Here is a 14508-nt window from a genome sequence, read left to right as displayed (position 1 = left end):
CGTTACGCCTCCTTCAGTTTGGCGGCCGCGTCATGGATCGCGGCGCGGATGCGGGGATAGGTGCCACAGCGGCACAGGTTGCCCTGCATGGCCTCGTCAATATCCGCGTCCGACGGGGCGGTGTTTTCCGCCAGCAGCGCCGCGGCCTGCATAATCTGGCCCGACTGGCAATAGCCGCATTGCGCCACCTGATGATCGGTCCAGGCCTGTTGAATGGTGGCCATCGCATCCGGTGATCCGATCCCTTCGATCGTGGTCACATCACCCCAGACATCCGAAAGCGCCACCTGACATGATCGCACCGCTTCGCCATCAATATGAACAGTGCAGGCCCCGCAGGCGGCGACGCCGCAGCCGAATTTGGTGCCGGTCAGGCCGACCTCGTCGCGCAGCACCCAAAGCAGGGGAACGTCATCGGGCAGATCCACCTGATGTTGCTTTCCGTTGATCGTTAGGGCGGTCGCCATGGCGCACCTCTCGTAGCTGTGGCTGGTTTCTGACATAATTGATGTATTTTGTCATTGTGTCAATTGACAAAATAAACAAAAAATGTCACGAGTTCAGGTATGACAGAGACTGTTGACGATTCACGGCAAAAGGCGATTTTAAGTTCGGCCTTTCAGGCCTTTGCCACATATGGTTTTCGAAAAACTTCGATGGATGACATTGCGCGGGGGGCGGGGATGTCCCGGCCTGCGGTGTATCTGCATTACAAAAACAAAGAGGCGATCGTCAGCAGGCTGACCCAAGTTTACTATACGGAAAAAAGCGCGGCAGTTGCTGCGGCGCTGGCAATGCAAGGCCCCGTGCCGGATGTTCTGGCCCGGGCGATCCGGGCCCAGACAGAAGGGATGGCTGTGATCCTGGCCTCGCCCCATGGGCTTGAGATGCTGGATGCCACCAAATCCATGTCCTCGGGGATCATCTCGGAAGGTGAGGCGCAACTGGCGGGGCTGTATGCGGATTGGTTGTCGCAGCAGGAACAGGCCGGGCGGGTGCGTCTGTTCACTGACGCCGCGGAAACCGCCCGGACGATTACCGCGACGCTCAAGGGCCTCAAGCTGAGTAGCGCAGGGGCTGATGACTATGAAAAGCGGGTCGTGCAGCTCGCCGCGTTGATCGGCGCGGGGCTAGAGGTCAGGTAACCCGCTGGCGCACCATGTATTCCGGTGCGTCCCACACGCGATCTCGCATTACATCGGCCAGTATGTCGACAGCACGTTCCACATCCTGCGCGTCGATATACAGCGGCGTAAAGCCAAAGCGCATGATTTCTGGCGCGCGGAAATCTCCGATCACTCCATGCGCGATCAGGGCCTGCATGACGGCGTAACCTTCGGCAAACCGAAACGAGACCTGGCTGCCGCGCTGCGCAGGGTCACGCGGGCTAGCCAATTGCAAATCCGGGCAGGTGGCTTCGACGCGGGCGATGAACAGCTCGGTCAGGTCGATGGATTTGGCGCGCACATCGGACATTTCGGCCATATCCCAGATATCCATCGCCGCCGACAGGGCGGTCATCTGGATGATCGGAGGGGTGCCGACCCGCATCCTCTCAACCCCACCGCCGGGGCGGTATTCCAGATCGAAGGCGAAAGGGGTCTCGTGCCCAAGCCAGCCTGACAGGGCAGGGCGCGCGCGGTCCGCCAGATGGGGAGCGACATAGATAAAGGCCGGGGCGCCGGGGCCGCCATTGAGGTACTTATATGTGCACCCAACCGCGAAATCAGCATTGCAGCCAGACAGGTCCACCGGAATCGCACCGGCGGAATGGGCCAGATCCCAGACGGTCAGGGTGCCGTTGGTATGCGCCAGTTCGGTCAGCGTCTTCATGTCGTGGATGCGACCCGAGCGATAGTCGACTTCGGTCAACATCAGAACGGCAACATCATCGGTGATATGTGCGGCCACGTCCTCGGGCGCAACAACGCGTAACTCGTAGTCCGACCCGAGAGAGCGCAGCAGGCCGTCCACCATGTAAAGATCCGAGGGAAAGTTCCCACTGTCCGACAGCACGACCTTGCGGTCCGGGCGCAGTTCAAGCGCCGAGGCGACGGCCTGATACACCTTGATCGACAGGGTATCGCCCGTCACTACGGTACCAGGGGCCGCGCCGATCAACCGGCCAATGCGATCGCCCAGCCCGGTCGGCAAGCCCATCCACCCGGCCTTGTTCCAGCCGGTAATCAGCATCTGCCCCCATTCCTGTTCCATCATATCCTTCACCCGCGCGCCCGCGGCACGCGGCAACGGGCCAAGCGAGTTGCCATCAAGGTAGATGACGCCTTTGGGCAGGTCGAACATAGCTTTGGTCGCGGCAAAGTCGGTCATGAACAACTCACTACCTTGTGTTGTGTTCCGGTGGTTCCCTTCGGCCTATCTGATCCATATGTGCCTGTCCATTGACTGTCCATTGATGCGACAACCTGAACTTTGCCAATCTGGTCCGAAAGCGGTAGGACATCGTTCAGAAACGACATGCCCACGCGTGTCGTCAATTGCGGGGATTGGGAATGCGCCGGATCGACATACCGCCCGTCTGGCTTGTTGGGTTTGCACTGCTGGCCTGGCTGCAGGCGCGATTTCTGCCGCTGGGGTTGTCGTTGGACAGCGGCTTTACCGATTTGCTGAGCGGTATTCTGATCGGGGGCGGCATTTTGTTGGCGGCTTTGGCGATTGTCGAGTTTCGCCGGCACAAGACAACGGTCATTCCCCATGAAACACCCAGCGCCATGGTGCAGTCCGGCATCTACAAGCGCAGCCGCAACCCGATTTATGTGGGCGACGTTCTGATCCTGGCCGGGTTGATTTTGCGGTTCGATGCCGTGTTGTCCCTGATCCTTATACCGGTTTTCGTCTGGGTGCTGGAACGCCGTTTTATCCTGCCCGAAGAAGACCGCCTGCGCCGCACATTCCGCGCCGATTTCGCCCGTTACGAACGCAAGACACGTAGGTGGATTTAGTATGAATGGGGCGGTGACACCACGTAACGAATGCTGCGCTTGCGAAATAATGTTGCGCAAGATACATATTTGCTTAACAAACATAACCGACCACCCACTCGGAGCGAGTCAGAATTAGGGGGATTGCCAGTGAAAATAGGCACACCAAAGGAAGTATTGGACGGTGAAAACCGGGTCGCGATGACGCCGGATTCTGCCGTGCAGTTGCAGAAACTAGGCTATGACTGCGCCATCGAAAAAGGGGCGGGCCATGCGGCCGGTTTCTCGGACGAGGCCTATGAGGCTGCAGGCGTCGAGATCGTCAAGACCGCCGCGTCGCTGTGGAAAAACTCGGACATTATTGCCAAGGTCCGGATCCCGACCGAAGCCGAGATGAAGCGCCTTACCAAAGACAAGACGCTGATTTCCTTCTTCAATCCGGCGGGCAACGCCGAGGGAATGGAACTGGCCAAGTCCAAGGGCGCCAACGTGATCGCCATGGAAATGGTGCCGCGTATTTCCCGCGCCCAGAAAATGGATGCGCTGTCGTCCATGGCCAATATCGCCGGGTATCGTGCGGTGATCGAGGCGGGTAACAACTTTGGCCGCTTTTTCACCGGTCAGGTCACAGCCGCCGGTAAGGTGCCGCCTGCCAAGGTTCTGATCGTCGGTGCCGGTGTGGCCGGTCTGGCCGCCATCGGGACCTCGACCTCGCTGGGTGCGATCACCTATGCGTTCGACGTGCGCCCCGAAGTGGCCGAACAGGTCGAATCCATGGGGGCCGAGTTCGTCTATCTGGATTTTGAAGAAGATCAGCAGGATGGTGCGGCCACCGGTGGTTATGCGTCGGTCCAGTCGGAAGAGTTCCGCAACGCACAGCTGGCCAAGTTCCGCGAACTGGCACCGGAAATCGACATCGTCATCACCACGGCGCTGATCCCCAACCGCGAGGCGCCCGAGCTTTGGACCAAGGACATGGTCGAAAGCATGAAGCCGGGCTCGGTCATCGTTGACCTTGCGGCTGAAAAAGGCGGCAACTGCAAGCTGACCGTCGCGGATGAGAAGATCGTGACCGACAATGGCGTGACCATCATCGGCTATACCGACTTTCCCAGCCGGATGGCGGCGCAGTCTTCGTCGCTGTATGCGACCAACATTCGTCACATGATGACCGACCTGACCCCGGAAAAAGACGGCCAGATCAATCACGACATGGAAGACGACGTGATCCGCGGCGCAACCGTGACCCATGAGGGCGAGATCACTTTCCCGCCGCCACCGCCCAAGATTCAGGCGATTGCAGCGCAGCCGAAGGTCGAAATCAAAGAGCTGACGCCGGAAGAAAAACGCGCGCAAGAGATTGCAGCGTTCAAGGCGCAGACCAAGCAGCAGTTCACCTTGCTGGGTGTCGGTGGCGCGCTGATGCTGTTGGTGGGGCTGGTCGCACCGGCCAGCTTCATGCAGCACTTCATCGTCTTTGTGTTGGCCATTTTCATTGGCTTCCAGGTGATCTGGGGCGTCGCGCACAGCTTGCACACCCCGCTGATGGCCATCACCAACGCGATCTCGTCGATCATCATCGTTGGGGCACTGATGCAAATTGGATCGGGATCGTTCCTCGTTATTTTGCTGGCGGCGCTTTCGGTCTTCATGGCCGGGATCAACATCGTTGGCGGCTTCCTCGTAACCCGACGCATGCTTGCCATGTTCCAGAAATCTTAAGGAGGCCGGGCACATGGAATTTGGCTTCACTACTGCCGCCTACGTTGTTGCGGCTGTCCTCTTCATCCTTTCACTCGGCGGGCTGTCGAACCAGGAAAGCGCGAAACGCGCGGTCTGGTATGGCATCGTCGGTATGGCGCTGGCGGTCTTTGCCACGCTGGTCGGCCCCGGTTCCGGTCTGTGGCTGCTGTCGCTGCTGCTGATCGTGGGCGGTGGCCTGATCGGTCAATATGTTGCACAACGCGTGCAGATGACCGAGATGCCGCAGCTGGTGGCCGCGATGCACTCGCTGGTTGGTCTGGCGGCTGTGTTCGTTGGTTTCAACGCGCATTTCGAGATCGGCAACGTGGCGCAGGTCATGGCGATTGCCGACAGCGCGAAAGAGGCGGACCTGTCCGATCTGGGCGCTTTTGCCAAGCTGATCGCCAAGAAGACCTCGGCCGAGCTGGCGATCCTGCATGTCGAACTGTTCCTGGGCATCTTCATCGGCGCGATCACCTTTACCGGTTCGGTCATTGCCTATGGCAAGCTGGCGGGCAAAGTGTCATCGGCGGCGACCAAGCTGCCCGGTGGTCACGCGCTGAACGCGGCGGCGGCGGGTTTGTCGCTGATCTGTCTGATCTGGTACGCGTCCTCGGGCGGTCTGTTCCCGCTGATCCTGATGACGCTGGCGGCGCTGTTCATCGGTTATCACCTGATCATGGGTATCGGTGGTGCGGACATGCCGGTGGTTGTGTCGATGCTGAACAGCTACTCGGGCTGGGCGGCTGCGGCCATCGGTTTCTCGATGGGCAACGACCTTCTGATTGTGGTTGGCGCGCTGGTGGGCTCGTCGGGTGCGATCCTGTCCTACATCATGTGTAAGGCGATGAACCGCCACTTTGTCAGCGTGATCCTGGGTGGCTTTGGTGGCCCGCAGGGTGAACAGATGGCTGTCGAAGGCGAACAGATTGCCATCGAAGCCGACGGTGTGGCTGCGGCTCTGAACGATGCCGACAGCGTTGTCATCATCCCCGGTTACGGCATGGCGGTGGCGCAGGCGCAGCAATCGGTGTCCGAACTGGTCCGCAAACTGCGCGCCAATGGCAAGAATGTTCGTTTCGCGATCCACCCCGTTGCGGGCCGTCTGCCGGGTCACATGAACGTGCTGCTGGCCGAGGCAAAGGTGCCGTATGACATCGTTCTGGAAATGGACGAGATCAACGACGACTTCCCCGAAACGGATGTGGCCATCGTCATCGGTTCGAACGACATCGTGAACCCTGCGGCGCAGGATGATCCCAACAGCCCCATCGCCGGTATGCCGGTTCTGGAATGCTGGAAGGCCAAGCAGGTGTTTGTTTCGAAACGTGGTCAGGGTACCGGGTATTCGGGCATCGAAAACCCGCTGTTCTTCAAAGAGAACACCCGCATGTTCTATGGCGACGCCAAACAGTCGCTGGACAAGCTGCTGCCGATGATCGACTGATCCGGTTAAGATAACACTCGAAAAGGCGCCCCATGCGGGCGCCTTTTTCGTTGTATGCTGACCGCAAAGGAGGTGACCCATGGAAAAGGTAAACGGCATAGGCGGCGTGTTCTTCCGCGCCCGCGACCCCAAGGCGCTGAGCGCCTGGTATGAAACGCATCTTGGGGTCAACCACTACGACCCGATGCCCTGGAAGCAGCGTGAAGGATACACAGTGTTTGCCCCCTTTGCGCAGGACACGGATTACTTTGGGCGGGCCGAGCAGCAATGGATGATCAACTTTCGGGTCGATGATCTGGCGGCCATGATCACTCAGCTGGAAACCGCCGGAATCACCGTTGAAACCCGCGCGGAATGGGACAGTGAGATTGGCAAGTTCGCCCGTATTCACGACCCCGAGGGCAATCCGGTCGAGCTGTGGCAGCCAAATCAATGAGATAGCGGAATTGTATACTGTTGCATTCAGCTAAGTGTATGAAATAAAATAAGAATTGATGTATTTTTGGCGTCACGTATAGTGCCTCGGATGAAACGGAGCCCTGCATGACGCCCATTGACGACCACCCGCTGCGCTATGCGCTGGCCAATGAACTGCACGCGCGGCCTTTCCCGGTGGCGGCGACGCCGTGTACTGTGGTTTTTCTGGCCATCAAAAAGCAGGAAACCGCCGTGGCGCGGGATCGGGACGAGGATCTGGCGCATCTGATCAATCTGCTGGATCGCCACGGTGCGCAGCACCCGCAACCGCAGGCAACCCACTACGCCGGGCAGATCGGTCGCCATTGGCTGAAATGGGAACAGCATACCGAATTCGTGACCTACACCGCGATCTTTCAGAACGTCAGTGATCGCCCGTTCAACCCGGCTGATTTCGAAGTCTTCCCCCCTGATTGGCTGATGGCCAGCCCGGGTCAGCGGGTCACCTCGGCCATGATCCGGGTGGTCGAGCATCAGGCGGATGACGAGATCAAGGATGCTTTGACCGATTGGTTTGAACCAGAAAGCCTTGCGGTGGCGCGGGTTCTGGACGACGCCGCCATCTGCGCCAGCGATTTCCGCATTGATCCGGCCGGTCACATGCGGTTTGCGCTGTTTGTCACCAAGGGAACAGGTCGGCGCAGGACAGGCCGCATCATTCAGCGGCTGTGTGAGATCGAAACCTATAAGGCGATGTCGATGCTGGGTTTTGCCCGCGTCAAACAGATGGCGGCGCGCATCGGCGCGTTGGACGGGAAATTGACCGAACTCATGGGCCAGATGACCGACAATTCCGCCCAACCCGACGAATTGCTGCACGAGCTGCTGTCCACCTCGATCGAGCTTGAAACCCTTTCGGCGCAATGCGCGTTCCGGTTTGGGGCCACGGGGGCCTATGAGGCCATCGTGAATCAGCGGATCGAGGTTATGCGTGAAGAACGGTTTGAGGGCCGTCAGAGCTTTGCCGATTTCATGATGCGCCGGTATGATCCGGCCATTCGAACGGTGAAATCCACCGAACGCCGCCTGCAGGCGCTGTCTGATCGGGCCATCCGCGCCGGAGAGCTGTTGCGGACACGTGTCGATGTTGAGCGCAGCGCGCAGAACCAGGCGTTGCTGGAAAACATGGACCGCCGCGCCGATCTGGCCTTACGCCTGCAACACACGGTCGAGGGGCTCTCGGTGGTTGCGATCAGCTACTATGCGGTCTCGCTGACCAGCTATCTGCTGTTTCCGTTGACCGGGGCCGGGATCAGCAAGGGGATGCTGACGGCGGCGGTCACCCTTCCGGTGGTGCTGATGGTTTGGGTCGCAATTCGAAGAATCCGCAAACGACTGGCGTAATCCGCATTTGCCAAACCGCGGCCGGCCTGTAAAACAGCGGGGTTTTACGTTGAGTGCGAAGGGATTTCCGTGATCGGGCTTGTGGCCGCGTGGCGGGCTGTTGCTGCCATGTTCATCCTTAACGGCGCATTGTTTGGGATCTGGGCGTCCCGCATTCCGGCGGTGCGCGACAGGCTGGACCTGACACATGAGGCGCTGGGTTATGGCCTGTTGTTCATGGCGGCGGGGGCAGTGTGTTCCTTTCCGATTACCGGGCGTCTGACCGACCGGTTCGGCGCGGTGGTTCTGACCCGCATCATCGCCGTGCTGTATACGCTGTCGCTGATCCTGTTGGCCATGGCGGGCGGGTTCTGGGCGCTGGCGGCCTGCCTGTTTGTGTTCGGGGCTTTCCATGGCTCAATGGATGTTGCCATGAACGCCTGGGCGGCCGAGGTTGAACAGACCTTTGACAAGCCGGTCATGTCCTCGTTCCACGCGATGTGGAGCCTTGGGGCGGGCCTTGGCGCGCTTAGTGGGTATGGAGCTGTTCAAGTGGGTTTGACGGTGGTGCAGCACTTTCTGTTGGCAGGCGGGCTTGTGGCCGGGTTTGCCCTTGCTCTGTCCTGGGTGCGCTGGACCTCGCGCCAAAGCGCGCTTGCGGCCAGATCGGGTTTTGCGTTGCCGTCGGGGGCTTTGGTCCTTGTGGGGCTGACCGCGTTGTGTGGCGCGTTAGGGGAAGGCGCGGTGGCGGATTGGAGCGCGATATTCCTGCGCGATGTCAGCGGCGCCACCGAAAGCGTCGCGGCGCTGGGGTATGCGGTCTTTTCCGTGACGATGGTGGCGTTCCGGTTGGCAGGTGGTCTGGCCATCGCCCGGTTCGGCCCGGTCGCCACGGCGCGTTTTGGCGGGGTCTGCGCGGCGCTTGGCGTGTGCTGCGTGGTGTCTGCCGCAGCGGCGGGGCTGGCATTGGCGGGGTTTGCCTTGATGGGGGTCGGCTATGCCGTGATCATGCCGCTGGCCTTCAGCAGGGCGGCCAGTGACCCGCATGTCCCACCGGGTCAGGCCATCGCCAGTGTCGCCACGCTGGGTTACGGAGGCTTGCTGATCGGCCCGCCGCTTATTGGGATTCTGGCAGAGATGCTTACATTACGACTGGCATTCACGGCTTTGCTGCCGCTGGCCGTTCTGATCGTTCTGTTATCCGCGACGTTGCGGCCTGTATCTTTGGATTAGATGTGTGGCCATCGGTTCTGATCAGGGTGCCGGGCGGCTGGTCAAGATAATGAAATGGGAGAAGAACATGCCGATCAAAAACCGCTTCGCGGAACTGCAGGGCGAAATCACCGAATGGCGGCGCGATATTCACCAGAACCCCGAAATCCTGTTTGAAACGCATCGCACCAGCGCGCTGGTGGCGGACAAGCTGAAGGCGTTTGGTTGCGATGAGGTCGTGACTGGCATTGGTCGAACAGGGGTTGTCGGCGTGATCAAGGGCAAGGTCGATACGGGCGGCAAAGTGATCGGGCTGCGGGCGGATATGGACGCCTTGCCGATACTTGAGGCCACCGGTTTGGACTATGCCTCGAAAACCGATGGTGCGATGCATGCCTGTGGCCACGACGGGCATACTGCAATGTTGTTGGGGGCCGCGAAGTATCTTGCCGAGACCAGGAATTTCGACGGCACCGCCGTGGTGATCTTTCAACCCGCCGAAGAAGGCGGCGGCGGCGGTCGCGAGATGTGCGACGATGGCATGATGGATCGCTGGGGTATTCAGGAAGTCTATGGGATGCATAACTGGCCGGGACGTCCGGTTGGCAGTTTCTCAATTCGTCCCGGTGCGTTTTTTGCAGCAACGGATCAGTACGATATCACCTTCGAGGGAAAGGGTGGCCACGCGGCAAAGCCGCATGAAACGGTGGACACAACGGTGATGGCGGCACAGGCGGTTATGGCTTTGCAGACCATCGCCGCGCGCAATGCCGACCCGGTGGATCAGGTTGTGGTTTCTGTGACGGCCTTTGAAACGTCATCTACCGCGTTCAACGTGATCCCCCAGACCGTCAAGATGAAGGGCACTGTCCGCACGATGAGCGAAGAGATGCGCGATCTTGCGGAAAAGCGCATTAGGGAAATCTGTGACGGGGTCGCCGTGACATTCGGAGGGGCGGTAGATGTGACCTATTACCGGGGTTATCCGGTGATGGTGAACAGCGACGAGCAAACCGATTTCGCCGCGGATGTTGCGCGTGCGGTATCGGGTGGGTGTGACGATGCACCCCTGATCATGGGCGGCGAGGATTTTGCCTTTATGCTGCAGGAACGGCCGGGCGCGTACATTCTGGTTGGGAATGGTGAAACGGCGGCCGTGCATCATCCAGAGTACAATTTCAACGATGAGGCCATTCCGGCCGGGTGCAGCTGGTGGGCTGAGATTGTAGAACAGCGGATGCCGGCGGGTTGAACATCCGGGCAACGCGGGGGCTCTGCCCCCGCACCCCCGGGATATTTTTAACCAGATGAAGCAGGGGTCGTGTCAGACAGGTCAAGTTGAACGCAAAGGGTGTCGACAATCGAATCCAGTGCGGATTTTTGAGTGTTGACGCAAGATTTTGCTGCTGCGCGTGCCGCATCCAGTGCTGACTGATCTGAGAGCCAAGTTGTGACCGCCTGTGTCAGTTCTGACGCGGTGCTCACCTTTAGCGCGCCACCGGCTTCGATCAATGGGGCAAAGGTTTCGGCAAAGTTGAAGTATCCCGGCCCGGTAATCACGGCAGCCCCGGCCTGTGCCGGTTCGAATGGGTTATGGCCGCCGATTTCCTTTAGTGATCCGCCCAGAAAGACAATGGGGGACAATGCATACCATGTGCCCGTTTCGCCCAGAGTGTCGGCCACATACACCTGGGTTTGCGGTGTGATCTTGTCCTGGGTTGAACGGAAAGCGGCAGTTTGACCGGCCTTGTCCAGCAATGTGGCTACTTCCGTACGACGCTCCGGGTGGCGCGGGATCAGCAGCAAGAGCAGATCGGGCCAACGGGCTTGCATTGTGGAATGCGCGGCCAGAACCGTTTCTTCTTCGCCTGCGTGGGTGGAGCTGGCGATCCAAAGAGGGCGATCGCCGATCTGCGCACGGATTTCGGACAAGCTGGTTTGATCCACGGGCAGCGGGTCGGACATGGCCTTGAGGTTGGTGCCAGGCTGGACCCGGTCGGCCTGCGCGCCCATGGCAATCAGGTTCTGGGCCGTCTTGTCGTTCTGGGTCAGGAACAGGCGGAAACGATCCAATATGAACCACGCCGTTTTCGGGCGCTTTTTCCAGCCTTCGACGGATTTATCCGACAGCCGCGCATTTAGCAGCGCCAGCGGTGCGCCTCGCGTAGCGCTTTCGACGATCAGGCGCGGCCAGATTTCGCTTTCGACAAAGACACCGGCATCCGGGTGCCAGTGATCCAGAAAGCATCGGACCGGCTTTGCGGTGTCAAGCGGTGGGTATTGGTGGCGTGTGCGAGGCGGCATACGCTTTTCGATCAGCGCAGCCGACGTCGGGGTGCCGGAAGTGATCAGGAATTCGGCCTCTGGCAAGCGGTGTCCAAGACGTTTGATCAGGCTGATGACCGAGAGGGTTTCGCCGACGCTGGCGGCGTGAAACCAGATCAATTGCCCATCTGGCCGGGGCAGGCTGGCGTGGCCAAGCCTTTCCTGCTGCCGTGCGTTGGGAACACCCGCCGCCTGCAGCTTGTTCCGCACCGTTCGCCAGGCAAACGGCGCGACGGCTGAGGTCAGACCGCAATACAAGTGGTAGAGCAGCGTCGGGCGGCCCCGCAGTTCCGCCATGTCAGCCGCCTGTGTGGCTCATGTGGCGGCTCATCTTGCCGTCGACGGCCTGGCGGGAATAATCGAAGTCGTGGCCTTTGGGTTTCAGGTGGATTGCCGCGCGGATCGCGTCTTCCAGCGGCTGTTCGGTGTCGGGGTGGTCGCGCAGGGCACCGCGCAGGTCGGCCATGTCCTCTTGGCCGAGGCACATGAACAGCTCGCCGGTGCAGGTCAGGCGCACGCGGTTGCAGCTTTCACAGAAGTTATGTGACAGCGGTGTGATGAAGCCGATCTTTTGCCCGGTTTCTTCAAGCCGCACATAGCGCGCAGGCCCGCCTGTCCGTTCGGTCAGATCGGTCACGGTGAAATGGTTTTCATATTCCTTGCGCACGTCCTTCAGCGACCAGTATTGATCCAGACGATCCTCGTTTCCGATATCGCCCATGGGCATGACCTCGATCCAGGTCAGGTCCATGTCGCGTTCAGCACACCATTTTGTGATCGTCGGCAGCTCTGGTTCGTTGAAGCCTTTCAGCGCCACGGCGTTGATTTTGATCCGCAGCCCGGCCTTTTGCGCGGCGTCGATGCCGTTCAGAACCTGCTTCAGGCGCCCCCAGCGGGTGATCTGGGCGAACTTGTCATCGTCCAGCGTGTCCAGCGAGATATTCACCCGGCGCACACCCGCAGCATACAGATCATCGGCAAAGCGATGCAACTGCGAGCCATTGGTGGTCAGCGTCAGTTCTTTCAGCGCGCCGCTGTCCAGATGCCGGGTCATCGCGTTGAAAAACGTCATGATATTGCGGCGCACCAATGGTTCGCCGCCGGTGATACGCAGTTTCTCGACCCCCATACCCACAAAGGTAGAGCACATACGGTCCAGTTCTTCCAAAGTTAGCAGGTCTTTCTTTGGCAGAAACTTCATGTCCTCGGACATGCAATAGACACAGCGAAAATCACAGCGGTCCGTGACGGAGACGCGGAGATACGTGATGGCACGTGCGAACGGATCAATAAGAGGAGCTGTCATGCGACATAGGTAAAGCTGAGAGTGGCCTGCGACAAGGGGCAACTGTGCTTTGGGCTGGTACAGATGCGCACAGAGCGATAGGAGTTTGCCATGAGATATGTGCTATTGACTTTGTGTATTCTGGTGGCGGGGTGCGACGCTGTGCGGTCGACGACAGTCCGTGTGTTGGGGGGCGACAAGACGCCTGACACAGCGGAACCGGCCGTAACAGAGGAAACAATCGAACCAGAGCCCGTAGCAGCCACCGCTGCCGGTTGGCTTGGGGCAAAAACAACGATCGCCGGATTGGGCGATCCGACAACACCGGGCCGCTGGCTTGAGACGCCGCTGGTTGATACCGAATTCACCGGCCGGGTCGTCGTGCCCAAAACCGGGGCGCAAGCCTATATCACGCTGGTCCCGGCCCAAGGGCCTGCAAGCGGTGGCAGCCGTTTGTCCCTGGATGCGATGCGGGCGCTGTTATTGCCATTCGACGAGTTGGTAGAGCTTGAGGTCTATTCCAACTGATCTTTCAGGTATTTCCCGGCTTCGCGGCGGGCAAAGGGTTTCATCGCCTCGCCATGTGCACCCAGAAAGGCGATCACGCGGGCCGAGTCATGTTTGGACAGCTCGCGCAGCCACCAGGCAATGGCTTTCTGGATGAACTAATCGCGGTCGGGCACATAGACTGCCGCCCAGCCAAGGATACGGTCGCGCCGCGCCAGATCCTCAGGCTTGGGGTGGTTTTGTTTGGTCCAGGGCAGGGTGGCCACCAGCGCCGCGCGCCGGGTCCACATGTGGTCTGATGCCGTCCAGCTTTCCACCTGTTCCAACCGCGCGGGATCGGCGGACAGGCGTTTCTGCATCGCCATGCTGGCATGATCGGCCACCGCCCATGCGTCAAAGTCAGGCAGCCAGCTTTGTAGCAGGTTCCAGACCGCCTCGTCCGGCCGAATACGCGCCTGCGTCAGCAGCTTTGCCGCAGCCAGACGGCCTTCGTGGATGTTGGTTTGCCACAGGGTATCCGCCAGATTCACGCGCGCGTTGACGTCCAGTTCCTGCCGCCACGCCTTGGTCAGGTCGTTCAGGACAGGGTTCGCGACGCCCAGATAGGGGCGGTCGATCTTGTGATAAGCCGCCATCTGTTCGGCGCGATCAGGATCGGCGTGCGCCTTTATCTGATCAAGATAGGTGTTCAGCATTTGTGGGTTTGTCATTGGCGCGGGTGGGTTTGCCGTCGATGGTCTGATGGTTCCGCTCAACCCAATAGGCCTGGATGTCATCATCGGATTTGCCATCGACCCATTTCTGCATCGTGTCGCGTTCTGACTGGTACTCCATGAACGGCACCGCGTAGCCACAGGATGTCTGGACCAGATCAATATCCAGATCGTAAATCTGCCGCGCGCTGCGGTGGTCCGGGAATAATGCCTCCAGTTTCTGCCACCCCGCATCCCCCACATGCGATGTGCGGGCCGTGCCATAGGTTCGCAGGATCAGCGGCCTTGTCGTGAACGAACACCACATCAGCGTCATGCGATTGGTTTCCAGCAAATGCCCGGCGGTTTCATTGCCGCTGCCGGTCAGGTTCATCCAGACGATCCGGTTTGGTCCCAGAACACGCAGGGAATCCATCCCCTTGGGCGAGATATTGACCCGCCCCTCAGGGCCTGCCGTTCCAACAAAGAACATGTGCTGGTCTTCGATGAATTTGCGCTGGGCGCTGTCCAGTTCCGGGAATTGCTTGGCCATCG

The 14508-nt window shown here is 59.8% G+C and carries 14 protein-coding genes and 1 pseudogene; 9 read left to right on the top strand and 6 right to left on the bottom strand.

From position 1 onward, the window contains the following. Positions 1-2 precede the first annotated feature (2 nt). On the bottom strand, positions 3-467 hold the full coding sequence (locus JT51_RS03675) for a (2Fe-2S)-binding protein (RefSeq protein ID WP_037307944.1): 465 nt from the start codon (positions 465-467) through the stop codon (positions 3-5). Positions 468-566: 99 nt separating this feature from the next. On the opposite strand from JT51_RS03675, the gene JT51_RS03670 reads away from it, so the two are divergent. Next, complete coding sequence (locus tag JT51_RS03670; protein WP_037307941.1) at positions 567-1145, top strand: TetR/AcrR family transcriptional regulator; 579 nt, start codon at positions 567-569, stop codon at positions 1143-1145. Here JT51_RS03670 and kynU read toward each other — a convergent pair. Then, positions 1138-2331, bottom strand: coding sequence for a kynureninase (gene kynU / locus JT51_RS03665; protein WP_037307939.1), 1194 nt, complete (start codon positions 2329-2331; stop codon positions 1138-1140). The two genes, JT51_RS03670 and kynU, sit on opposite strands and share 8 nt — an antisense overlap. Positions 2332-2513: 182 nt before the next feature. On the opposite strand from kynU, the gene JT51_RS03660 reads away from it, so the two are divergent. From JT51_RS03660 to JT51_RS03630, 7 genes are all read left to right on the top strand, one after another. Next, the gene (locus tag JT51_RS03660) at positions 2514-2963 is read left to right on the top strand and encodes a methyltransferase family protein (RefSeq protein WP_037307936.1); all 450 of its coding nucleotides are present in this window, start codon (positions 2514-2516) and stop codon (positions 2961-2963) included. A 129-nt stretch (positions 2964-3092) separates the two neighbouring features. Next, positions 3093-4664, top strand: coding sequence for a Re/Si-specific NAD(P)(+) transhydrogenase subunit alpha (locus JT51_RS03655; RefSeq protein WP_037307932.1), 1572 nt, complete (start codon positions 3093-3095; stop codon positions 4662-4664). Between the two features lie 13 nt (positions 4665-4677). Beyond that, the gene (locus JT51_RS03650) at positions 4678-6132 is read left to right on the top strand and encodes an NAD(P)(+) transhydrogenase (Re/Si-specific) subunit beta (protein WP_037307929.1); all 1455 of its coding nucleotides are present in this window, start codon (positions 4678-4680) and stop codon (positions 6130-6132) included. Positions 6133-6211: 79 nt separating this feature from the next. Continuing rightward, positions 6212-6568 (top strand): VOC family protein, encoded by a 357-nt coding sequence (locus JT51_RS03645; protein ID WP_037307926.1) that lies wholly within the window; start codon positions 6212-6214, stop codon positions 6566-6568. Between the two features lie 107 nt (positions 6569-6675). After that, positions 6676-7953 (top strand): DUF3422 family protein, encoded by a 1278-nt coding sequence (locus JT51_RS03640; RefSeq protein WP_037307923.1) that lies wholly within the window; start codon positions 6676-6678, stop codon positions 7951-7953. Positions 7954-8022: 69 nt separating this feature from the next. Beyond that, positions 8023-9165 (top strand): MFS transporter, encoded by a 1143-nt coding sequence (locus tag JT51_RS03635; protein ID WP_037307921.1) that lies wholly within the window; start codon positions 8023-8025, stop codon positions 9163-9165. 67 nt (positions 9166-9232) lie between these two features. Beyond that, positions 9233-10396 carry a M20 aminoacylase family protein gene (locus JT51_RS03630; protein WP_037309427.1) on the top strand — a complete coding sequence of 388 codons (1164 nt, stop codon included), beginning with the start codon at positions 9233-9235 and terminating at the stop codon, positions 10394-10396. A gap of 47 nt (positions 10397-10443) precedes the next feature. On the opposite strand, the gene JT51_RS03625 is transcribed toward JT51_RS03630, so the two are convergent. Further along, entirely contained in the window at positions 10444-11766 is a 1323-nt protein-coding gene (locus JT51_RS03625; RefSeq protein WP_037307918.1) for a 3-deoxy-D-manno-octulosonic acid transferase, read from the bottom strand. Position 11767: 1 nt separating this feature from the next. Continuing rightward, positions 11768-12775, bottom strand: coding sequence for a GTP 3',8-cyclase MoaA (moaA, locus tag JT51_RS03620; protein WP_037307915.1), 1008 nt, complete (start codon positions 12773-12775; stop codon positions 11768-11770). Positions 12776-12865: 90 nt separating this feature from the next. Between moaA and JT51_RS03615 the strand changes: the two genes are divergently transcribed. Next, positions 12866-13282 (top strand): hypothetical protein, encoded by a 417-nt coding sequence (locus JT51_RS03615; RefSeq protein ID WP_037307912.1) that lies wholly within the window; start codon positions 12866-12868, stop codon positions 13280-13282. Here JT51_RS03615 and JT51_RS03610 read toward each other — a convergent pair. Both JT51_RS03610 and JT51_RS03605 read right to left on the bottom strand, forming a co-directional pair. Further along, positions 13270-13956 (bottom strand): annotated as a pseudogene (locus JT51_RS03610) (DNA alkylation repair protein). The gene JT51_RS03615 and the pseudogene JT51_RS03610 sit on opposite strands and share 13 nt — an antisense overlap. Continuing rightward, the gene (locus JT51_RS03605) at positions 13937-14506 is read right to left on the bottom strand and encodes a pyridoxamine 5'-phosphate oxidase family protein (RefSeq protein WP_037307909.1); all 570 of its coding nucleotides are present in this window, start codon (positions 14504-14506) and stop codon (positions 13937-13939) included. Before JT51_RS03605 ends, JT51_RS03610 begins: the two are co-directional and overlap by 20 nt. Positions 14507-14508 lie beyond the last annotated feature (2 nt).

It is taken from the genome of Ruegeria halocynthiae (genome assembly GCF_000743705.1).
GTDB classification, from domain to species: domain Bacteria; phylum Pseudomonadota; class Alphaproteobacteria; order Rhodobacterales; family Rhodobacteraceae; genus Ruegeria; species Ruegeria halocynthiae_B.
The sequence above is the reverse complement of the archived record's forward strand: the minus strand, read 5'-3'. Positions and strand labels throughout refer to the sequence as shown.

Bases quoted from the DNA above. Each gene is read 5' to 3' on its own strand.
- JT51_RS03660 (WP_037307936.1), top strand. From the start codon at position 2,514: ATGCGCCGGATCGACATACCGCCCGTCTGGCTTGTTGGGTTTGCACTG.
- JT51_RS03650 (WP_037307929.1), top strand. From the start codon at position 4,678: ATGGAATTTGGCTTCACTACTGCCGCCTACGTTGTTGCGGCTGTCCTC.
- kynU (WP_037307939.1), bottom strand. From the start codon at position 2,331: ATGACCGACTTTGCCGCGACCAAAGCTATGTTCGACCTGCCCAAAGGC.
- JT51_RS03640 (WP_037307923.1), top strand. From the start codon at position 6,676: ATGACGCCCATTGACGACCACCCGCTGCGCTATGCGCTGGCCAATGAA.
- JT51_RS03615 (WP_037307912.1), top strand. From the start codon at position 12,866: ATGAGATATGTGCTATTGACTTTGTGTATTCTGGTGGCGGGGTGCGAC.
- JT51_RS03670 (WP_037307941.1), top strand. From the start codon at position 567: ATGACAGAGACTGTTGACGATTCACGGCAAAAGGCGATTTTAAGTTCG.
- moaA (WP_037307915.1), bottom strand. From the start codon at position 12,775: ATGACAGCTCCTCTTATTGATCCGTTCGCACGTGCCATCACGTATCTC.
- JT51_RS03645 (WP_037307926.1), top strand. From the start codon at position 6,212: ATGGAAAAGGTAAACGGCATAGGCGGCGTGTTCTTCCGCGCCCGCGAC.
- JT51_RS03630 (WP_037309427.1), top strand. From the start codon at position 9,233: ATGCCGATCAAAAACCGCTTCGCGGAACTGCAGGGCGAAATCACCGAA.
- JT51_RS03675 (WP_037307944.1), bottom strand. From the start codon at position 467: ATGGCGACCGCCCTAACGATCAACGGAAAGCAACATCAGGTGGATCTG.
- JT51_RS03625 (WP_037307918.1), bottom strand. From the start codon at position 11,766: ATGGCGGAACTGCGGGGCCGCCCGACGCTGCTCTACCACTTGTATTGC.
- JT51_RS03605 (WP_037307909.1), bottom strand. From the start codon at position 14,506: ATGGCCAAGCAATTCCCGGAACTGGACAGCGCCCAGCGCAAATTCATC.